16 protein-coding genes and 1 tRNA gene are annotated in these 19,840 nt (G+C 70.8%); 7 read left to right on the forward strand and 10 right to left on the reverse strand.

Annotated features, from left to right (window positions below):
- Window positions 1-112: 112 nt before the first annotated feature.
- The gene (locus IPJ17_01865; GenBank protein ID QQR74365.1) at window positions 113-445 is read right to left on the reverse strand and encodes a septum formation initiator family protein; all 333 of its coding nucleotides are present in this window, start codon (window positions 443-445) and stop codon (window positions 113-115) included.
- Window positions 442-1,743: a phosphopyruvate hydratase gene (gene eno, locus IPJ17_01870; GenBank protein QQR74366.1), complete on the reverse strand. Its 1,302-nt coding sequence runs from the start codon at window positions 1,741-1,743 to the stop codon at window positions 442-444. Before eno ends, IPJ17_01865 begins: the two co-directional genes overlap by 4 nt.
- Before the next feature lie 361 nt (window positions 1,744-2,104).
- On the opposite strand from eno, the gene IPJ17_01875 reads away from it, so the two are divergent.
- A complete protein-coding gene (locus IPJ17_01875) occupies window positions 2,105-3,184 on the forward strand; it encodes a PilT/PilU family type 4a pilus ATPase (protein QQR76063.1) in 1,080 nt (359 codons plus the stop codon).
- Between the two features lie 23 nt (window positions 3,185-3,207).
- Here the strand turns inward: IPJ17_01875 and IPJ17_01880 are convergent, their stop codons facing one another.
- The 4 genes from IPJ17_01880 to IPJ17_01895 form a co-directional block, all read right to left on the reverse strand.
- On the reverse strand, window positions 3,208-5,451 hold the full coding sequence (locus IPJ17_01880; GenBank protein ID QQR74367.1) for a carbohydrate binding family 9 domain-containing protein: 2,244 nt from the start codon (window positions 5,449-5,451) through the stop codon (window positions 3,208-3,210).
- A gap of 52 nt (window positions 5,452-5,503) precedes the next feature.
- Window positions 5,504-5,953, reverse strand: a complete 450-nt coding sequence (locus IPJ17_01885) for a response regulator (GenBank protein ID QQR74368.1) — start codon at window positions 5,951-5,953, stop codon at window positions 5,504-5,506.
- Window positions 5,946-7,748 (reverse strand): PAS domain S-box protein, encoded by a 1,803-nt coding sequence (locus IPJ17_01890; protein QQR74369.1) that lies wholly within the window; start codon window positions 7,746-7,748, stop codon window positions 5,946-5,948. Before IPJ17_01890 ends, IPJ17_01885 begins: the two co-directional genes overlap by 8 nt.
- Window positions 7,749-7,884: 136 nt before the next feature.
- Window positions 7,885-9,345 (reverse strand): 1-acyl-sn-glycerol-3-phosphate acyltransferase, encoded by a 1,461-nt coding sequence (locus IPJ17_01895; protein QQR74370.1) that lies wholly within the window; start codon window positions 9,343-9,345, stop codon window positions 7,885-7,887.
- Between the two features lie 107 nt (window positions 9,346-9,452).
- Between IPJ17_01895 and IPJ17_01900 the strand changes: the two genes are divergently transcribed.
- The 4 genes from IPJ17_01900 (at window position 9,453) to IPJ17_01915 (ending at window position 14,816) form a co-directional block, all read left to right on the forward strand.
- Window positions 9,453-9,529: transfer RNA gene (locus IPJ17_01900), tRNA-Met, on the forward strand.
- A gap of 378 nt (window positions 9,530-9,907) precedes the next feature.
- Window positions 9,908-11,701 carry a HAMP domain-containing histidine kinase gene (locus IPJ17_01905; protein ID QQR74371.1) on the forward strand — a complete coding sequence of 598 codons (1,794 nt, stop codon included), beginning with the start codon at window positions 9,908-9,910 and terminating at the stop codon, window positions 11,699-11,701.
- Window positions 11,698-12,420 (forward strand): response regulator transcription factor, encoded by a 723-nt coding sequence (locus IPJ17_01910; protein QQR74372.1) that lies wholly within the window; start codon window positions 11,698-11,700, stop codon window positions 12,418-12,420. The genes IPJ17_01905 and IPJ17_01910 overlap by 4 nt, the downstream gene beginning before the upstream one ends.
- 158 nt (window positions 12,421-12,578) lie before the next feature.
- Window positions 12,579-14,816, forward strand: coding sequence for a DUF1566 domain-containing protein (locus IPJ17_01915; GenBank protein QQR74373.1), 2,238 nt, complete (start codon window positions 12,579-12,581; stop codon window positions 14,814-14,816).
- Between the two features lie 13 nt (window positions 14,817-14,829).
- Here IPJ17_01915 and IPJ17_01920 read toward each other — a convergent pair whose 3' ends face one another.
- The 4 genes from IPJ17_01920 to IPJ17_01935 are packed head-to-tail and all read right to left on the reverse strand — an operon-like array spanning window position 14,830 to window position 18,208.
- Entirely contained in the window at window positions 14,830-15,729 is a 900-nt protein-coding gene (locus IPJ17_01920; GenBank protein ID QQR74374.1) for an efflux RND transporter periplasmic adaptor subunit, read from the reverse strand.
- Between the two features lie 30 nt (window positions 15,730-15,759).
- Complete coding sequence (locus IPJ17_01925) at window positions 15,760-16,431, reverse strand: ABC transporter ATP-binding protein (protein ID QQR74375.1); 672 nt, start codon at window positions 16,429-16,431, stop codon at window positions 15,760-15,762.
- A gap of 19 nt (window positions 16,432-16,450) precedes the next feature.
- Window positions 16,451-17,578, reverse strand: coding sequence for an ABC transporter permease (locus IPJ17_01930; GenBank protein ID QQR74376.1), 1,128 nt, complete (start codon window positions 17,576-17,578; stop codon window positions 16,451-16,453).
- A gap of 3 nt (window positions 17,579-17,581) precedes the next feature.
- Window positions 17,582-18,208: a TetR/AcrR family transcriptional regulator gene (locus IPJ17_01935; protein QQR74377.1), complete on the reverse strand. Its 627-nt coding sequence runs from the start codon at window positions 18,206-18,208 to the stop codon at window positions 17,582-17,584.
- Window positions 18,209-18,628: 420 nt separating this feature from the next.
- On the opposite strand from IPJ17_01935, the gene IPJ17_01940 reads away from it, so the two are divergent.
- The gene (locus IPJ17_01940) at window positions 18,629-18,787 is read left to right on the forward strand and encodes a hypothetical protein (protein ID QQR74378.1); all 159 of its coding nucleotides are present in this window, start codon (window positions 18,629-18,631) and stop codon (window positions 18,785-18,787) included.
- A 224-nt stretch (window positions 18,788-19,011) separates the two neighbouring features.
- A complete protein-coding gene (locus IPJ17_01945) occupies window positions 19,012-19,830 on the forward strand; it encodes an HAD-IIB family hydrolase (protein QQR74379.1) in 819 nt (272 codons plus the stop codon).
- Window positions 19,831-19,840: the final 10 nt, after the last annotated feature.

The raw sequence follows: 19,840 nt of genomic DNA on the forward strand, positions 1-19,840 counted from the left end.
CGGCACCGCGAACCGGCGCCGGCGTCCATTCGATTGGAGACCCGCCGGCATCGTACGGGAGGCGATGCCGGCGGTCAAACGTCGTCGCGACGCACCGCGCGACGGCCGGGCTTCAGCGGGTGCCGGTCGGCGTGGTGGCCGGCTCGCCCTCGCTCTCCGGCGGCAGCACGACGACGACGTCGCCGGGGCGAACGAGACCGAGTTGCTCGCGCGCCATCCGCTCGAGCGTCGCCGGGTCGTCGCGCAGCCGGGCGATCCGCCCTTTGAGCAGCGCCGTGCGCTCCTCCGCCGCGGCGACGCGCGAGGCGAGCTCCTGCTCGCGATCGCGCGCCGCCTCGAGGTCGCGCCAGCCCTTCACCGCCCCGCTGCCGAGCAGGAGCAGCAGCAGGGCGACGAGGGCGGCCCAGAGGGCTCGCTGCGGGCGGACGGCCGGCGCTTCACTCACGCGGAAATCTGACGAAACGCCGCGAGACCCGGATAGGTCCCCACGCCGTCGAGCTCCTCTTCGATGCGCAGCAGGCGGTTGTACTTCGCCACACGATCGCTGCGGCAGGGGGCACCGGTCTTGATCTGGCCGGCGCGCGTCGCCACCGCCAGGTCGGCGATGGTGGTGTCCTCGGTCTCGCCCGAGCGGTGGCTGATGATGTTCGCCCAGCCGTTGCGCTTGGCGAGGTCGACGGCGGCGAGGGTCTCGGAGAGGGAGCCGATCTGGTTGAGCTTGACCAGCAGCGCGTTGCTCACCCCTTCGGCGATGCCGCGGCGGATGATCTCCGGGTTGGTGACGAAGATGTCGTCGCCCACGAGTTGCACCCGGCCACCGAGTGCGTCGGTCAGACGCTTCCAGCCGGCCCAGTCGCCTTCGGCGAGCCCGTCTTCGATCGAAACCAGCGGATAGGCGTCGGCCCAATCGCGGTAGAGGGCGATCAGATCGTCGGCGCCGAGCCCGCTGCGCCCCTCACCGGCCAGGGCATAGCGCACCACGTCGCCGTCGCGGCTCTCCTCGAGCTCGCTCGCCGCGACGTCGAGCGCGAGGAAGACCTGCTTGCCGGGCGTGTAGCCGGCCGCGGAGATCGCCTCGACCAGCAGGTCGAGCGCCTCGCGGTTGCTCGCCAGGTTCGGCGCGAAGCCGCCCTCGTCGCCGACCGCCGTGACCAGGCCGCGCTTCTTCAACACGGCACGCAGGCGGTGGTAGATCTCGGCACCGGCGCGCAGCCCCTCGGCGAAGCTCGGGAAGCCGGCCGGCACCAGCATGAACTCCTGGATGTCGACGCTGTTGTCGGCGTGGGCGCCGCCGTTGAGCACGTTGAGCAGCGGCACCGGGAGCATCGTCGCGCCGGGCCCGCCGAGATAGGAGTAGAGCGGCAGCCCCGAGGTCGCCGCCGCCGCCTTGGCCACGGCGAGCGAACAGCCGAGGATGGCGTTGGCGCCAAGCCGGGACTTGGTCGGCGTGCCGTCGAGCTCGATCATCGTCTGGTCGATCAGCGCCTGGTCGCGAGCATCCATCTCTTCGAGCTCGCGGGCGATCTCGCGCTCGACGTTCTCGACCGCCTTGCGCACCCCCTTGCCGCCGTAGCGGGCGTCCTGGTCGCGCAGCTCGAGCGCCTCGCGGCTGCCGGTCGAGGCGCCGGAGGGAACGGCGGCGGTCCCGACGGCGCCGCTCTCGAGGACGCAGTCGACTTCGAGCGTGGGGTTGCCTCGGGAGTCGAGAATCTCCCGGGCGACGATCTCCTCAATCGTGTACATGTTTCCTCCCGGTCGCGTTGCGACCGTGAATCGGTCCGCGCTAAGGGTAAACGGTCGTCGCTCGCCGCACAAGCGGAAGCGCTGGACGGCGAGCCGCCGGATGGCGTAGGAAGCGCTGAGGCCTGGACCGGAGGAGCCCGTGACCGATCTCTACCGCGACCCCGAGCTCGACCAGTTGGTCGATCACTTGAACCGTGCCCGGCGCGAGCGTCCGGCCGGCGACGACGCCGGCGGACCCGGTTTCGAGCCGGTCGCGAGCGACGACGAGGAGGCGGAGGTCGGACCCTCCGACCCGCCCGCGCCGCCCGCGCCGCTGCGCTCGTCCCCGGTCGAGCCCTCCCCCGCCGGAGCGGTGGACGAGGTGGCGGTCCTACGCCCGGGGTCGCCGCTCGCCGACGCGCTCGAGCGACTGGCGACGAGCGGGGCGAGCGACCTCCTGCTCGTCGCCGGTGCCCCGCCCGCGTTGCGGCTCGACGGCCGGCTCGAACGGACCGGCGCCGAGCCGCTCGCCCGCGAAGCGGTCGAGGAGCTCTTCGCACCGCTGCTCGACGCCCGGCGACGAGCGCTGCTCGCCTCCGCTGGGGCGGTCGACTTCTCGCTCCGCCTGCCCGGCGGGGCCGGGCGCTTCCGGGTCAACCTGCACCGGCAGCGCGGCGATCTCGCCGCGGCGATCCGTGCGCTGCCCTCGCGGGTGCCGACGCTCGCCGAGCTCAACCTGCCGGCGTCGCTCGACGAGCTGGTCGCTCCCCGCCGCGGTCTGGTGCTCTTCTGCGGCCCCACGGGCGCCGGCAAGTCGACGACGCTCGCCGCCCTGCTCGGCGAGATCAACCGTTCGCGCCCCTGCCACGTGGTGACGATCGAGGACCCGATCGAGTACGAGCACCGCCACCGCGCCGCGCTCGTCGAACAGATCGAGGTGGGGGTCGACGCGCCGTCGTTCGCCGCCGCGCTCAAGGCCGCCCTGCGCCAGGATCCCGACGTCATCCTGCTCGGCGAGATGCGCGACCTCGAGACGATCGCCACCGCGCTCACCGCCGCCGAAACCGGCCACCTGATCCTTTCCACCCTGCACACCCACGACGCCGCCCAGGCGATTCACCGAATGGTCGACGTCTTCCCCGCCGGGCAGCAGGAGCAGGTTCGCCAGCAGCTCGCCCTGGCCCTCCACGCCATCGTCTGTCAGCAGCTCGTCCCGCGACGCGACGGGCGCGGACGGATCCCGGCGCTCGAGATCCTCCTCGCCACCCCGGCGGTCCGCCATCTCGTGCGGCAGCAGCAGGTGCAGAAGCTGCAGCACGAGATCACCCTCGGCAAACGGCTCGGCATGGTCTCCCTCGAGGCCTCGCTCGCCCGCCTGGTGCGCGAGGGACGGATCGACCTCGAGGAGGCGCGGCTGCGCGTCGCGCGCCCCGAGGAGCTGGCGAGCCTGCTCGCCGAGTGAGGGTCTCCCGCCCTCCGGCGCCGTCAGCCCTGGAAGGCGTAAGAGAGCTTGAAGAAGAGCTGGCGGCTCTCCGGCTGCAGCTCGTCGGCGTCGTCGAGGGTCCGGTTGTCGCCGTAGCCGACGAAGAGCACCGTTTGCCAGTTGAGCTTGAAGGCGACGAGCGCCGAGCCGGCAAAGCTGGCGCTCCGCGGCTCGACCGCTTCGCTCCACAGGGCCGGGTCGCGCCGGGTCTCGATCCACTCGCCGATCAGGCGCACCCAGGCGCGGGAGCTCAGCATGTAGACGGCGCGCAGACGCGCGACGTCGGCGGTGAAGAGCCGGCCGGCGCGACCGAGCTCGGTGCGCTCGACGTCGAGCACACGGCGCGAGGTGGCCAGCGCGACCTGCAAGTGGTCGGTCGGTTGAAGGTCGGCGGTAAGCTTGGCCGTCCAACCGCTCCCCGGCCGGCTGTGGGTGAAGTCGACCTCGTCGCCGAAGAGACCGTTGAAGGTGACCTGCGAGAGCACCTTGCCGGGTCGGATCTGCACCGTCGGACGGAACTGGACCGTCTCGAAGGTCCGCTCGCCGCTGCGCACCTCGCGCCAGAGCAGCTCGAGACGGACGAAGGAGTTCCAGCGCGCGTCGAAACCGACGGCGGGATTGACCAGTTGCTCGATCAGCTCGCCGCGGAAGTCCTCCTTGCGGCGCGCCACGGTGAAGACGCGGACCCGAGAGACCGGCCGGTCGAGCGGGTGCCAGGTCCTCCCGACCTCGACGTAGGCGCCGCGCAGCCCCACCTGCGGTACGAATCCGGTGTCGGCGCGGAAACCGTCGGAGCGCTCCTCGTAGAGGGTGAAGTAGTCCCAGGTCGAGGTCTGGCGATACCACCAGAGCTCGCCGGCGTGTCCGGCGAGCCGGCGCCCGTCCCACTCCGCCGCCAGGTCGGGGCGCTCCGGGGTGTCCGACCGCGAGAAGAGCAGCTGCCCGGTCACCGTGTCCTGCGGCGTCGGCCGCCACTCGAAGTCCGGTCCGAGGACGCGGTTGAAGCCACCGCCCTCGATCTCACGGGCGGTGAAGAGAAGGCTGACGAACGAGTCGCCGAGGTCCCGACGAACCCGCCCGAGCAGCACCCGCGAGGAGAAGTCCTGCGGGGCGAGCTCCGAACCGGTCGGCCCCGGGAGAATGACGCTGCCGCCGCCCCGGTCCTCGCCGGTGAGCACCGTGTAGTGCGTCGCCCCCACGCCGCCGGTTGCCCGCAGGCCGTAGCGCAACGAGGTGAGCGTGCGCGTGTAGACCGCCTGCACCGGTGTGGTGAAGAGCGTCACCCCTTCGAGGAAGAAGGGACGCTTCTCCGGGAAGAAGAGCGCGAACCGCTCGTTGGCGGTGATCTCCGGCGCATCGGCCTCGATCTGCGAGAAGTCGGGGTTGATCGTCGCGTCGACGACGGTGTTCGGGCTCGGCGCCCACTTCACGTCGAGGCCGCCGTCGACCTCCGCCTCTCCGCCCCCGAGCGACGAGCCGAGCTCACCCTCCGGTGTTTCGACCCGGCTCCCGGTCGCATAGGGCGCCGCCACCCAGTGCCCCCCTGCCGGCAGGCCGACGAGTCCGACGAGCGGCCGAGCGTGGCAGACCATGCAGTTGCTGTCGCGCGGCAGGATGGAGCTGAACATCTGATAGCGAAACTCGCGCGGTCGGTTGCGGTAGAGCAGGATTCCCCAAGCCTCCGGATTGCTCCCTTGGTAGCGCAGGGAGGAGAAGGGAATGCGCATCTCGAGCGTCCAACCGGTCGCCGTGATGCGCGCCGCGCTGTCCCAGAACCAGTCGGGGGCCGAGTCTTCGCCGCTCGCGTCGCTGGTCAGCGCGTCGTACTGGATCCCGCGCGGATTGGCGAGGAACATCTGCGCCGTCCGCCCGTCGTGCGTGCCGTCGACGATCACCCCGCCGTAGTCGGTGTAGCTCGCGACGTTGTCGCGGTCGCCGAGCGGGGCGCGGATGGCGCGCGGATCCGGGTCGTCGAAACGAAACGCCGCGTAGAGGAAGCGATCGTCGTAGGCGAGATAGGCGCGGCTGGCCACCTTCGGGGCGATGTTGTCGCCCGGGTTGGTCTCCACCCAGTCGGCGACCTCGGCCGCCCCGACCCAGCCGGCGTCCCCGAGCTCGCCGTCGACGACGATCGCTGCGCTCGCGCGGCGGATGGCGATCGGGCCGCTCGGCGCCTCCGCCACCGCCTCGCCGACGAGCGCCAGGACCAACGCGACGGCGATGGCGAGACGACGGAGCAGACCCATGCCAGCGTGTACGCACGGGCAGGAAAAGGGTTCGCGCCGCGGTCGCGGGGGGTCAGCGGGACGGGGTCACGTTGAGCCGCAACCAGTAGCTGCCGATCTCGCGCAGGGTCGCCGCGTGGCTCTCGTAGTGCACCTGCTTGACGACGAAACTGTTCGCTCCGGCCCGGTAGCTCGCGGTCACGTCGTCCGGCAGCATCGAGGAGGTCAGCACGACGATCGGGATCCTGGCGGTGAGCGGATCGGCGCGCAGCCGGGCGAGCACCTCGAGCCCGTCGACTCGCGGCAGCTTGAGATCGAGCAGGATGAGCTGCAGCCCCGCGACCACCGTGACCGCGGCGGCGCGCGAGGCGTCGTCGTGCCCGAGCAGAAAGTCGAGCGCGGCCTGCCCGTCGCTCAGCCGATGAACCGTCTCCGGCACGCCGGCCTTGCCAAGGATCCGTTGCAGCATCTCGGCGTCGTTGTCGTCGTCCTCGACGAGCAGGACGCGGATCTCTTCATTCATCGTCCGGCCCTCTCTCCGGCAGCGTGAAGGTCACCGCTGCCCCTTGATTCACCGCGCCTTCCGCCCGCACCTTGCCGCCATGTCGCTCGACGATCCGCTTGACGATCGCCAGTCCGATGCCAGTCCCGTCGAACTCACCGGTGACGTGCAGCCGCTGGAAGACGCCGAAGAGCTTCCCGGAGTGGATCGGGTCGAAGCCGATTCCGTTGTCGCTCACGCGGTAGGCCACGGTCCCGGCCTCGCGCCCCGCCGTCACCTCGATCTGCCGTCGCGGCTGCGCGGCCGTGTACTTGATCGCGTTGTCGAGCAGGTTACGGAAGACCGCCCGCAGGAGTCGCGGATCGCCCTCGGTCGGCGGCAGGTCGCCGACCGAAAACTCCACGCTGGCGCGCTCCTCGGCGGTGGCGATCTCGTCGAAGACGCGGCGCGCGAGCGCCGCCATGTCCACCTTGCCACGGGTGAGCTCGGCCGTCCCGGTGCGCGCATATTCGAGCAGGTCGGTGATCAGGCGGTCCATCGCCCGCGCACCGCGCCGCACGCGATCGAGGTAGCGGCGGCCTTCCGCCGGGAGCGCGGCCGAGTGCTCTTCCTCGAGGACACCGGAGAAGCCGTCGATCGCCCGCAACGGCGCACGCAGGTCGTGGGCGATCGAGTGGACGAACCCCTCGAGCTCGCGATTGGTCCGCTCGAGCTCGGCGGTGCGTTCGGCGACCCGCCGCTCGAGGCCGGCGTTGAGCTCACGGATCTCCGCCCCCTGCCGCGCCAGCTCCTCCTCGGCGCGTTTGCGCTCGCTGACGTCGCGCGTCACGCTGATGACGTGCGGCACCCCCTGCAGGTCGATCAGTCGCGCCGACATGTTGCCGGCGAAACGGGACCCGTCCCGCCGCACGAAGCCGACTTCGATCCCGGTGACCGAGCCGCGCAGCATCAGCTCGTCGACGATGCGCTGGCGGTCGACCGGGTCGGCGTAGATCCCGGCATCCACGGTCGACCGGCCGAGGAGCTCCGACCGGTCGTAGCCGGAGAGCTTCTCCAGACCCTGGTTGAGCTGACAACAGACACCGTCCGCCGCGCGGGTGATGATCACCGCGTCCGGACTGGTCTCGAAGAGCCGCTCGAAGTGATCGCGAGCCTCGACCACCTCCCGGTGGAGTCGCTGGTTGACCAGGATGATCAGCCCCATCGTCAGGAGGTTGCCGACGACGATCGCCTCGAGGAAGGTCGCGGTGTTGAACGGCGACGGGTCGAAGAGCCCAGGCACCGGCACCCCGAGGGCGATGCTCCCCCCGCGCCAGAGGAAGAACAGCCCGTGGAAGCTGAGCAGCACGGTGAGGAACCCCGCCGACGCGCCGGGCGAGCTCGCCCGCACCTTGAACAGGTCCGATGCCGTCAGCAGGCCGATGGCGCCGATGGCAACGGCAAACAGCATCGAGCGCACTTCCATGTCGTCGTGCACCAGCGCGAAGTAGAGGTGCCCGAAGAGGAACGAGCTGCCGATGCCGAGGAGCATCCGAGTCCGCTCTCGCCGCCCGTGAAAGCGCATCAACCCGACGTAGAGGAAGGAGACGCCGGCGAGGATCATCAGGTTTTGCAGCGCCGTCGCCGCGACCTCGAGTGCGGGCACCTGCCGCAGGAGGATTAGGCCGCCACCCACCGCGACCGAGGAGCTCCACGCCAGCCACCAGCCGAGGCCGCGGACGCGATTGCCGACGGCGAGCTGCAGGGCGAGCGCGACGACCTGGACGACGTGGCCGAGGGCGAGGACCAGGGCCAGCGTACGGACGTCGAGGTTCATCGGGCGAAACCCTCTCCGGGGGAGGCGGATCGCAGCTGGCGGAAGACTGCTGATCCGTTCAGCAGCACAACGGCGTCCGGCGCGAGATCCGCCGCCGAGCGACCCGAACTGAGGATACGCGCTCGACTCACGGCGATCAATTCGCCGCCCCGGACATCGGCGCCGGTGCCGGCGCCCCGCTGCCCGGCATCGGGCGCCTCAGGAGATGCTCGACCGAGCGTGCGTAATAGTGGACGACCGCCCGGTCACGCTCGAGGAGGCTCCACAGGCCGTCTCGTTCGACGACGAGGTGGCGAGCCGCGAGCGAGCGCAGGCCGAAGGCGATGGCGTACTCCTGGTCGCGCCGGGGGATGTAGATCCGGGCCCCACGCTCCTCGAGCTCGCGCCAGAGGGCGAGCGCTTCGGCCTTGAGCTCGAGCTCGGAGAACGTGGCCTCGGGCCGCCGCGTGAAGACGGTCGCGACCAGGGCGACCGGCACCACCGGGACCACCTCGCCGATCCGCTGCATCAACTCGCCGGCGAGCACCGCCACCTGGGCGATGCGCGCCTCCTTGTCGAGCGGGCGCAGGTCGATCCCGCGCTCGGCGCACCAGGCCCCGAGCGAGAGGGGCCGGCCGAAATTGACGCAGGCGTAGCCGAAGCGCCGCCAGCGTTGGCGGGCCAGGAGCGCGAGGTTCTTGCCGAGGAAGCGCAGGGTGTTGCCGAGCGTCGAGCCGCGACGCTCGAAATCCGGAACGGCGTCGAGCAGCAGTGTGCGGTCCTCGAGCACCCGATCGTAGTTGACCGCCACCGGGACGAAGACCAGATCGCGCTCGCCGCGGGCGTCGAAGCCGCGCACCATGTAGTCGAGCAGGCCGAGCTTGGCCGGACGCAGGCTGCCGTCGCGGGTGAGCCCACCCTCCGGAAAGACCGCCTGGGTCACGCCCTCGGCGGTGGCGGTCGCCACGTAGCGCTCGAGCACCCGGCGGTAGAGCGGGTCGCGTGAGTCCCGGCGCACGAAGAACGCTCCCATGGCGCGCATCAGGGTGGCGAGCGGCCAGACCCGCGCCCACTCCCCGACGGCATAGGAAAGGGCGGTGCGTTCGGCGACCATGTAGGAGACGAGCAGATAGTCGACGTTCGAGCGGTGGTTGATGACGAAGACCACCGAGGCCTGCGGATCGACGGTGGCGAGCGCCTCCTCGTCGCGATGTCCCAGGCGAACGCGATAGAGCGACCGCACGACGGTGCGCGCCAGGGCGTAGCCGAGTCGGAAGTAGACGTACGCCGAGAAGGCCGGAACGATCTCCTCGGCATACCGCCGGACCTTCGCCATCACGACCTCCTGGCGCAGCCCGTTGTCGCGGGCATGCGCCTCGGCCGCTTCGAGCACCTTGGCGTCGAAGAGCAGCCGGTCGATCAGCGACTGACGGCGCGTCAGCTTGAACGGCTGGATCTTCAGGTGGAGGCGCGTGTTGAGCTCGTGGATCACCCGGTTCGAGCGGCGCTGCAGCAGCCAGCGCAGGAGCGGCAGGACGAGGTGGTCGGCCAACGCCCAGCCGGCGAACAGCCCCAACAGGGCGACGACCCAGATCGGCAGCGAGACGAGCTCCTGCAACCAGCCCCCCGTTCCCGCCGGAGAGGTTCCGGCGACCGCTTTGACATCCCGGTGTTCGAGTGGGATACTACCTGTTCGCGGGAGCAAGCCTCTCGCCGGTTCTTTGACGCGGGGTGGAGCAGTCTGGTAGCTCGTTGGGCTCATAACCCAAAGGTCGCAGGTTCAAATCCTGCCCCCGCAACCATTTTCGGTCCCAAGAGGCCGTCGGATTCCGACGGCCTCTTTTCGTTCCCGTGCCCACGATCGACCCTCCGGCGGCCCGCAGATCCGATGAAGGCAAGCACGTTCCTTGCTGGAGAGGGCGACGAAGACGAGGATCCCGCTCGAGCTCCTCGCGAGCGAGCGCGAGCGCAAGGGTTCGACCCGAAACCCCAACGCGCGCTCGTACGAGCTCCCGCGGTCGGCGCCGGGGAGCTCCATCTCACGCCGCCGCCGTCGGTCGCGCCCCTCCAGGAGTGCTGGATCATCGGCGCTCCACGCCCCCTCGGCTCCGCAACGTAAGAGATGTAAGAAATTCACTTCCATCCGCGCGGAACGGCGCGGGCGTGCCTAGACTCTCGGCATGCGGCGTCGTGGTGGAGCCTTCCGGCCGGTCGTCGGGAGCCTGGCGATCGGGGTGGGACTGCTCGGGGCGCTCGTCGCGGTCGCGGTGTTGCAGTACCGCTGGATTGCGCAGCTGAGCGCGGCCGAGCGCGAGCGGATGCGGACCTCGCTCGAGACGGGTACCGCCCTGCTCGCCGACGATTTCGACCGCGAGCTGGTGCGCGCTTCGACCGCTTTGCAGCCAGCGGCCGGGATCGACGACGTCGATCTCGCCGGCGACCTCGCCGAGCGTCTTGCCCGCTGGCGCACGAGCGCGCCGGAGCCGCGCCTGGTGCGCGAGCTCGTCGTCGTCTCCCACGCCGGACGCGGCGAGCAGCACCTCTCGCACCTCGACGAAGCGACCGGCCATCTCGTGCCGACGGACTGGAGCCCCGAGCTCGAGTCGGCCCGGCGCATCTTCCTCGCCCGCGGACGCATCCCCATTCTCGACGAACGGCTGCCCGGCCTCATCCTGCCGGTGCGGGACCTGCCCGAGGGAGGAGAGCGCGAGCCCGGCGGTCCGGCCCCGCGCCGCCCGCCACGCCATCACATCCTCGTCCGGCTCGATCGCGAGTGGCTGACAGAGGAGCTGCTGCCACGCCTCGTCGCCGCCCGGCTCGGCGGCGCTTCCAGCCCGGCCTACGCGGTGACGATCACTCTCGCCGACGACCCTGCCGAGCAGATCTTTCGGGCCCGACCCGCGCTCGTCGACCGCAGCTTCGGCAAGCCCGACGCCGCACGCCGCCTCTTCGCCCTGCGCCCCTTCCCCGAGCTCACCGCACCGCCAGGTGGGAGACGGCCGCCCGGGCGCGAGAGCACCGAGCCGGCGCCGCCCGCTCGCTTCGACCGCGATGGGACCGCCGACCGGGCGCGACGAGACGACCGCGAGGGCCCGGAGGTCGGCCGCTGGCGACTCGAAGTGCGCCATGTCGAGGGCTCCCTCGAGGCCGCCGTGAAGCATGCCCAGCGACGCAACCTCGGACTCGGCCTGCTCGTCCTCCTCCTTCTGCTGACGACGACGGGCCTGCTCGTCGCCTCGACGCGACACGCGCAACGCCTCGCGCAGCAGCAGATGGACTTCGTCGCCGCCGTCTCCCACGAGCTGAAGACGCCGCTCACCGCCATGCGCTCGGCCGGACAGAACCTCGCCGACGGCATCGTCGACGAGCCGGAGAAGGTGCGGCGCTACGGGGCGCTGATCGAGAAGGAGGGGCGGCGCCTGACCGAGATGGTCGGCCGCGTGCTCACCTTCGCCGGCATCCGCTCCGGCTCGCTCGCCTACCGCATTCAGCCGCTCGCCGCGCGCGAGCTGGTCGACGGCGTCCTCGCCGACTGCCGTTGGGTGCTCGAGGACCGGCGCGTCGAGGTCGACGTTCCCGACACGCTCCCTCCCCTCCTCGGCGATCCGACCGCGTTGCGACAGGCGCTGGCCAATCTCATCGACAACGCGCTCAAGTACGGCGGCGCGAGCCGCTGGATCGGCGTGCGCGCCCGCGGCGGCGGCGGCGGCAGCAGCAGCAGCGAAATCACGCTCGCGGTCTCCGACCGCGGCCTCGGCATCCGCAAGGCCGACCTGCCGCGGGTCTTCGAACCGTTCTTCCGCGGCGGCGAGGCCACCAAGGCCGGGATCGGCGGCAGTGGCCTCGGCCTGGCCGTCGTGCGCGGCATCGTCGAAGCGCACGGCGGGCGCGTCACCGTCGAGTCGGCAACCGGGGAAGGAACGACCGTCTCGCTGCATCTTCCCGCCGCCCCCGCTGCGGAGGTCCGAGCGTGAGCCGGCCGGCTTCGTCTCCGCCCGACCTCCGCCGGCAGGGCCCACGCCTGCTGCTCGTCGAAGACGAAGAGAGCCTGGTGCTCACCCTCGGCGACCGACTGCGCGCCGAGGGCTATCGCCTCGAGGCCTGCGGCGATGCCGAATCGGCGCTCGCCGCGCTCGCCGCCTCGCCGTTCGACCTCGCCATCCTCGACGTCATGCTCCCCGGCATGGACGGCTTCGCCCTCTGCCGCGAGCTGCGCCACCGCGGCTACGAGCTGCCGGTGCTGATGCTCACCGCGCGCGCCCAGGTGGTCGATCGCGTCGTCGGACTGAAGCTCGGCGCCGACGACTACCTGACCAAGCCGTTCGAGATGATCGAGCTGCTCGCCCGGCTCGAGGCGCTGCTGCGCCGGCGCGGCACCGCCACGCGCGCCGCCGACGTGCATGCCTTCGGCGAGGTGCGCGCCGACTTCCGGCGTGCCGAGGTGACGCGCGAGGGGCGACCCCTCGCCCTCTCCAGCCTCGAGATGCGCCTGCTGCGCTACTTTCTCGAACACCGCGGCGAGGTGCTCACCCGCGATCGCCTGCTCGACGAGGTGTGGGGCTACGACGCCACGCCGGTTTCGCGCACCGTCGACGTCCACGTCGCCTCGTTGCGCGCCAAGGTGGAAGCGAATCCGTCGCATCCCGTCCACATCGTCACCGTCCACCGCGTCGGCTACCGCTTCGACGGCTGATCCGGCCGGAATGCCGCGACGGTTTACATGTCTGACAACGAGCTTGCACCGTCATGATCCTTTCGCCTGCGGCCCTGCCTAAGCTCCTCCCGGCACGAGAGCGGGCGTGTCGCCTGCCGACGACCGAGACCAGCCCGTCCGAATCCAGGAGAGCTTCGATGCGCGAGCGAACGACCCCACGAGCCTCGACCCAGGCGAGACGCACGCACCGCGCCGCGCGAGCCCGCCTTGCCGCCTGTCTCCTGGCCGGCCTCGTCGGCGCCGGAACCGCCGGCGCCCAGACGAGCAACCAGATCCAGTCGGTCTCGCCAGCGAACGCCGCGGCCGGGACGTCGAACCTCCTCGTCACCTTCACGCTCGACACCGACACCCCACCCCCGCCGCCTGCCGGGATCCTCCCCACCAGCGTGACGATCGGCACGCTCACCGGCGGATCGATCACCCATGCGAGCCAGGCAACCGTGACGGCGGTCTTCAGCATCCCCGCCGGCACGACGACCGGCGCCAAGGACTGCACCGTCGTCTTTCCCTCGCCGATGGGAACACTCACCTTCTCCCTCGCCGGCGGATTCACCGTGACGACCGCCGCGACGGCCGCACCGCAGATCGTGCAGCAACCGCTCTCGCGCACCGTACGACTCGGCGCCGCGACGACCTTCTCCGTCGTCGCCACCGGGTACCCGGCACCGACCTACCGCTGGCAGAAGGACCAGGTCGACATCCCGCAAGCCACGAGCGCCTCCTACACGATCTCCGTCGTCGCCGCGGAAGATGCGGGCAGCTATCGCTGCATCGCCGAGAACGCGCTCGACTCGGCGACCTCCGACGAAGCGACGCTCACCGTCGACACCAGCCCGCCGACGGCGGCCAACTCCTCGCTCGTCCCCGACACCCGTCAGGAGCTCTGCTACAACGCCACCGCCAGCGTCGCCTGCCCGGCGCCAGGCGCGGCCTTTCACGGCCAGGACGCCCAGCATGCGGGTTACCCGCCCGCCTTCACGGTCAGCGCCGACGGCGTCACGGTGACCGACGCCACCACCGGCCTGACCTGGCAACGCACCCCCGATCTCGATGGTAACGGCGTCCTCGACGCCAGCGACAAGCTCACCTGGGCCCAGGCGCAGCTCCGCCCGGCGGCGCTCAACGCCGCGCTTCACGGCGGCTTCTCCGACTGGCGGCTGCCGACCCTCCACGAGCTCTACTCGCTGATCGACTTCCGCGGCACCGACCCGAGCGGCCTTTCCGGCAACGACACCTCGGCGCTGACCCCGTTCATCGATCGCGACTACTTCTCCTTCGCCTACGGCGACACCGCCGCCGGTGAGCGGATCATCGACTCGCAGTACGCCTCCTCGACGCTCTACGTGGCGGACGGCAACAAACTCTTCGGGGTCAACTTCGCCGACGGTCGCATCAAGGGTTACGACCTGACGATGCCCGACGGCTCGCAGAAGACCTTCTTCGTGCTCTGCGTGCGCGGGAATCCGGGCTACGGCGCCTCCATCCTGGTCGTCAACGGCGACGGCACCGTCACCGACCGCGCCTCCGACCGGATGTGGTCGCAGACCGACAGCGGCGTCGCGATGAGCTGGGAGGCGGCGCTCGCCTGGGTCGCCGCGCGCAACGCCGAGAGCTGGCTCGGGCACAGCGACTGGCGCCTTCCCGAGGTCAAGGAGCTGCAGAGCATCCTCGACACCGGCCGCTCGCCCGACACGAGCGGCGGTGCGGCGCTCGACCCGCGCTTCGCCTACACCGCGATCACCAACGAGGGCGGCGTTGCCGACGCTCCGTACTACTGGTCGTCGACCACCCACGCCACCTGGGACGGCTCGGGAGGGGCGGCGGCCTATGTCGCGTTCGGCCGCGGCCTCGGCTGGATGCAGGTGGGCGGCGCGAGCTGCTACACGCTCGTCGACGTGCACGGCGCCGGGACCCAGCGCAGCGATCCGAAGACCGGCTCGGTCTCGAGCTACTACCTCGGCACCGCCTGCTCCGGCGGCTCGGCCTACGGCCACGGACCGCAGGGCGACATCCTGCGCATCGCCAACTTCGTGCGCCTGGTGCGCGGCGGCAATGGTCCCCTCGCCGCCGACTTCGTCTTCACGCCGACCACGCCGGACGCCTCCTCCCCGGTCGCCTTCGACGCCACCGCCTCCGGCGCCCTCTCGCCGTACACGTACGCCTGGGATCTCGGCGGCGTGGCGGCGAGCGGCGCCTCCGTGGCCCGCACCCTGAGCGTCGGCACCCACAGCATCGAGCTCACGGTGACCGACGCGGCCGGGTTCCACCTCGTCGTGACGCATGCCGTGACCGTCGTCGGCACCGCCCCGGTGCTCTTCGCCGACGCCTTCGAGAACGGCTCGGTCGGTCGCTGGTCTTCCTTCGGCGGCGCCTGAGTGCGGCCGGCCGTCACCCGCCGATGGCGATCTCGACCCGCTGCCCGAGCTTGAGCGGCGTCGGACCCGAAAGGGCGATCTTGACCAGCAGCACGCGGGTGTCGGACGGACGGCCGGGATCCTGCGGACGCGTGCGGCGCGGAACCACTTGATCGGGAATCTCCTCGACCCGGCCCTGCCAGCTCTGACCGTCGAGCCCCTCGGCGGTGATCGTCACCGGCGCATCGAGCCGGACGCGGCCGGCATCGAATTCGTCGATCTCGGCCTCGATGCGCGTCCGGGTCAGGTCGCCGAGGCTGAAGAGCGACGCCCCGGCGTCGACCGTCTCCCCGGAGTCGACGCGGCGCGCGAGCACGACGCCGTCGAGGGGAGCGAGGATGCGGCTCTTGGCGAGCGTCGCCTCGAGGCGGACGATCGCCGCTTCGGCGGTGGCCTTGCGCGCCGTCGCGGCGGCGACGTCGCGCTCGGTGCGCTCCAGCCGGTTGCGCGGCTCGACGCCCTGCGCGATGAGCGGCGAGAGGCGGCGGATGTCGCTCTCGCCGAGTCGGATGTCGGCCTCGGCCTCGGCGATGCGGGCGCGCGTCTCCGCGATCTCCGCCCGCACGTCGTCGGCGCGCAGCGCGGCGAGGAGCTGGCCGCGGCGCACCGTCTCCTTCTCCTTCACGGTCACGCGTTCAAGCAGGCCGGCGATCTCGGTTCCCACCTCGATTTCCGCGCCGGGGTAGGCGACCAGGCGCCCCTCGGCGACGATGTGCCCCGGCTCGGTCGAGGCGGCGGCGACGTTCGTTGCCGGCGACGGATCCGCGGCAAGGCGGCGCCCCTGGACGACGAGGGCGGCGGTGAGCACGAGGCCGAGAGCGGGCAGGGCGAGACGGCGGACGAGGCGAGCGGCGCGGGCGGGGGACTCGTTCATGGCGAAACCTCGGATCGGGGGATCGGGAGCTCAGGCGGCGAGCTTGCCGTCGCGGATCTTCACCACGCGATCGGCGATGGTTCGGACTTTCGGATCGTGGGTGACGATGAGCAGGCCCCGGTTCTCGCGCTTGGCGAGATCGCGGAAGAGGTCGAGCACCTGACCGCCGACCTCGCTGTCGAGGTTGGCGGTCGGCTCGTCGGCGAGCAGCACCGGCGGCGAGCCGGCGAGCGCCCGGGCGATGGCGACGCGCTGCTTCTGGCCGCCCGAGAGGTCGCGCGGAAGAAAGGTCAGGCGGTCGGCGAGGCCCACCGCTTCGAGCACGCGGGTCGCCTCGGCGCGCGCGGCTCCGCGCCCGAAGCCCTTGATCTGCAGCGCGTACTCGACGTTCTCGCACGCCGAGAGCGCCGGGAAGAGGTTGTACTGCTGGAAGGCGAAACCGATCGACCGCCGGCGGATCGCCGGCAGGTCGGCGGCGCGTTCGGCGTCGACCGCGTGGCCGTCGACGACGACCCGCCCCGAGCTCGGCGTCAGGATGCAGCCGAGGATCGACAAGAAGGTCGTCTTCCCCGAACCGGAAGGGCCTTCGAGGGCGACCACTTCGCCGCGCTCGAGGGTGAGATCGACCCCTCGCAGGACCGCGACCTGCTCGCGGCCTTCGACGAAGGTCTTGGTGACGGCGTGCGCTTCGAGAACGGGCATCGGCGGGCTCCCGGAGAGGTCAGGCGCGGAAGACGAGGGCGGGGTCGATCGCCGCGACCTTGCGGAACGAGACCATCGCCGAGACGAGGCAGAGCAGCAGCGTGCCGAAGAAGACGGCCACCGCCAGCGGGTCGGGCACGATCAGCTTGAGGCCGACCTTGGCCATCCCGGGTCGCAGCGCCAGGCCCATCGCACCGCCGGCCAGGTAGCCGACCACCGCGGCAATCGCCGCCTGCTGGCCGAGGATCCAGTAGATGTCGCGATTCGAGCCGCCGATCGCCTTGACGGTGCCGAACTCCTTGAGGTGCTCCATCGTCGAGGTGTAGAGCGTCTGCGCCACCACCACCACACCGACGAGGCAACCGAGAAAGACGGTGAGGATCATGTTGAGGCCGATCCCGGTCGAGGCGACCCAGTAGCTGCGCGAACGCTCGGCCCAGGCATCGCGCGTGTGGACGTCGTTGTACGGGAGGCGGCGGGCGATCTCGGCCCCGATCGCCTTGGCGTCGGCTCCCGGCGCGAGCTTGACGAGCACGTAGGTCGTCTGCTCCGTGAAGCGCTCGCCGGCGATCTGCTGCAGGAGATGGAAGTCGAGGAACCCGATCGGCGTCGTGGTGAACGAAAGCGCCTCGCGACTCCGGCCGATGATCTTCAGCCGCCGGCCGAGGACCTCGCGGTAGTCGCCGACCGCGAACGGCCCGTAGCGCCGCTCGGCCGAAGCGTCGAGGACGAGGTAGTCGCCGCGTCGCAGGTCGTGGAGGTCGCCCGACTCGAGCTTCCAGGGCAGGCCCCAGCGCGAGAAGTCCTCGAGCCCGTAGGCGAGCATCCCCTCCTCGGCCCCCGAGGGGAGCGCCACGTTGACGAAGGCGACGAGGAGGTTGTCGGCCCGCGCGACGCCGGGGATCGAGCGCACGCGCTGCACCGCGGTCTCCGGGAAGGCGTGAGCGAAGTCGACGTTCGGCGTGTTGCGCGAGGTCACCCAGAGGTCGGCGTCGAGGTGGTGGATGGTCACTGAGGCGTTGTCGAGCAGGCCGAGGAAGAGCCCCACTTGGACGAAGACGAGGGTGACGGCGAACGCCACGCCGGAGACGGTGATGACGAAGCGCAGCTTGTCGTGCAGCAGGTTGCGCAGCGCGAGGTTGGGCATCGCTCAGCGCTCCCCGGCCGTCTCGGGCGCGGCGAGCAGGCCGCGCAGTTGCAGGTCGAGCACCAGGGCGAGCGTCGCCTCGAGCGACCGCCAGTCGATCCAGTCGTCGTTGCACTTGGCGATGCGCAGCGAGACGAGGCCGTGGACTCCCGCCCACACCGCCTGCGACAGGAGATCGGGGTCGGTGTACTCCGGTCGCAGCCGACCCGTGGCGATCGCCTCGGCGAGCGTCCAGCGGAGGAAAGCGTAGGCATCCGCCTCCGGGTTGCCGCGGCGCTCCTCCTTCTTCTCGTCTGGAAGCGGCGCGTGCGGGGTCATGAACATCAGCCGGTAGTGGTGCGGGTGGCTCATCCCGAACTCGGCGTAGGCGGCACCCACCCCGCGCAACCGCTCGATCGGGTCGGCGACCTGGGCGAGCTTCTGGAAGTGCCCGGCGAGCGCGTCGAAATCGGCGAGACAGAGCTCGCGGACGATCGACTCCTTGTCCGGGAAGTGGAGATAGAGCGCCGTCGGCGAGTACTCGATCGCCTCGGCGATCTTGCGCATCGTCACCGCCTCGTACCCCTGCTCCGCAAAGAGCTCCCGCGCGGCGTCGAGAATCCGCCCCTTGAGCTCTTCCTTCTCCCGCATGCGCCTGTCCTTTGGCCCCATAACGCTCCTCGATTACTGAACGCTGTTTAATATAAGTTCAGCAATCAGTCGCGTCAAGCCCTCCCCTTCCACCTCTCCGGCCGGACCGCCTTGCGGATCGGCGGGGTCTCGACCCTCATCACTAAAGTTGATTGAAATCAACACGATCCATGCATCATGGCGCGCCCCCCGAGGCAGCGCGCCGCCGTCGAACCGCTGGTGCCGTAAGGGATCGGCGTTTGACACATCCCGCCCGCCCGGGTAGGTTGGGGGGGCAGGGCGACGAGAGATGGTCCGCTCGCTCTGCCAAGGGTTCGGCGACCGTCGGGTTGCCGGAGGCAAAGCAGGTGGTCGGGCCGCCACCTGGTTGACGAGGCGGCTTCGGTGTTCCGAAGTCGCCGCCGCGACCGGAGCGGGCGATTGAGCGTCGTTCTCGGTCGTGGCAACTTCCGGGAGGCGCCGATGTTCTCGACCCTGAACAACTCCGAATCCAAGAACCGAGGCACGCAGATCAAGGCAGCGCTTTGGCTCGTCGGGCTTCTGGCCGTCGCAGCGCTGGTGATTGCCATGGCCTCCTGATGCCGGGCTTCTCGGGGTCTCGCCGCGAAGCCGACAAGAGGCCCACTCGCAAGGCGGAGCTGGACCGGCCCGGATGGCGGGAAGGCTCCTTGCCCACTCCTTGGGCTTGCTTGAGGGAAGGCCCGCCGGCGACGGAGCGCCCGGAGGTTGCGCCGAAGACGAGGGAATCCCCCCGCGCCCCCGAACGCCCGGGAGCCCCCCCGGAACCGGCCGGGCTCCTCGTCGTGACGGACTTGGACGGCACCCTGCTCGACGAGACGACCTACGGGTTCGAGGCGGCTCGACCAGCGCTCGCGGAGCTCCGCCGACGCGGAATTCCCGTCGTCCTTGCCAGCAGCAAGACGCGCGCGGAAATGGAGCCTCTCTCCCGGCGCCTCGGGTTTCGCGCGCCAATGATTGTCGAGAATGGCGGAGCTCTGCTCCTGCCGAACGGCGACGAGGGCTACGAATCGGTGGTCTTCGGTCTCGACGCTGCCGTCCTCGCAATCGCGCTTCGCGCCATCAGTCGGGAGGTCGGTTCACCCCTCGCGGGATTCTCGTCCCTGACCACGGCGCAGGTCGCCCGCCTCACCGGGCTCGGAATCGGCCCCGCCGCACTCGCCAGGCGGCGGGACTATGACGAGCCGTTCCTGCTCGACGACGAGCGCCTCCTGGCTCGCATCCAGGTCTCCGCCACGAAACGGGGACTGCGGATCACGCGGGGCGGGCGCTTCTTCCATCTCACCGGGAACGCCGACAAGGGAACAGCACTGCGCGCTCTGCTATCTCGATCGGCAGGAACTTGCCCGACTCCTGACACCGTCGGACTTGGGGACGCCGGGAACGACCTGTCGCTCTTGCAGGCCGTGGACCGGCCGATTCTCCTCCCCGGAAAGAACGGCGAGATCGACACGACTCTGGCCGCGACCCTGCCGGCCGCCGAGTGCGCGCCGCTTCCCGGCCCTGCGGGCTGGAACGCGGCAATCCTGACGGTACTCGCCGGAGGGCGGCTGCCATCCGTTTCGAGCTCGAAGCAAACCAGGCCCGCAAGGAGCACCCCGTGATTCGAGGTTC

Source organism: Holophagales bacterium (genome assembly GCA_016699405.1).
Taxonomy (GTDB): domain Bacteria; phylum Acidobacteriota; class Thermoanaerobaculia; order Multivoradales; family JAGPDF01; genus JAAYLR01.

Excerpts from the sequence above, each read along its gene's own strand:
- IPJ17_01935 (QQR74377.1), bottom strand. The coding sequence starts at position 18,208 with ATGCGGGAGAAGGAAGAGCTCAAGGGGCGGATTCTCGACGCCGCGCGG.
- eno (QQR74366.1), bottom strand. The coding sequence starts at position 1,743 with ATGTACACGATTGAGGAGATCGTCGCCCGGGAGATTCTCGACTCCCGA.
- IPJ17_01880 (QQR74367.1), bottom strand. The coding sequence starts at position 5,451 with ATGGGTCTGCTCCGTCGTCTCGCCATCGCCGTCGCGTTGGTCCTGGCG.
- IPJ17_01905 (QQR74371.1), top strand. The coding sequence starts at position 9,908 with ATGCGGCGTCGTGGTGGAGCCTTCCGGCCGGTCGTCGGGAGCCTGGCG.
- IPJ17_01920 (QQR74374.1), bottom strand. The coding sequence starts at position 15,729 with ATGAACGAGTCCCCCGCCCGCGCCGCTCGCCTCGTCCGCCGTCTCGCC.
- IPJ17_01915 (QQR74373.1), top strand. The coding sequence starts at position 12,579 with ATGCGCGAGCGAACGACCCCACGAGCCTCGACCCAGGCGAGACGCACG.
- IPJ17_01885 (QQR74368.1), bottom strand. The coding sequence starts at position 5,953 with ATGAATGAAGAGATCCGCGTCCTGCTCGTCGAGGACGACGACAACGAC.
- IPJ17_01930 (QQR74376.1), bottom strand. The coding sequence starts at position 17,578 with ATGCCCAACCTCGCGCTGCGCAACCTGCTGCACGACAAGCTGCGCTTC.
- IPJ17_01890 (QQR74369.1), bottom strand. The coding sequence starts at position 7,748 with ATGAACCTCGACGTCCGTACGCTGGCCCTGGTCCTCGCCCTCGGCCAC.
- IPJ17_01925 (QQR74375.1), bottom strand. The coding sequence starts at position 16,431 with ATGCCCGTTCTCGAAGCGCACGCCGTCACCAAGACCTTCGTCGAAGGC.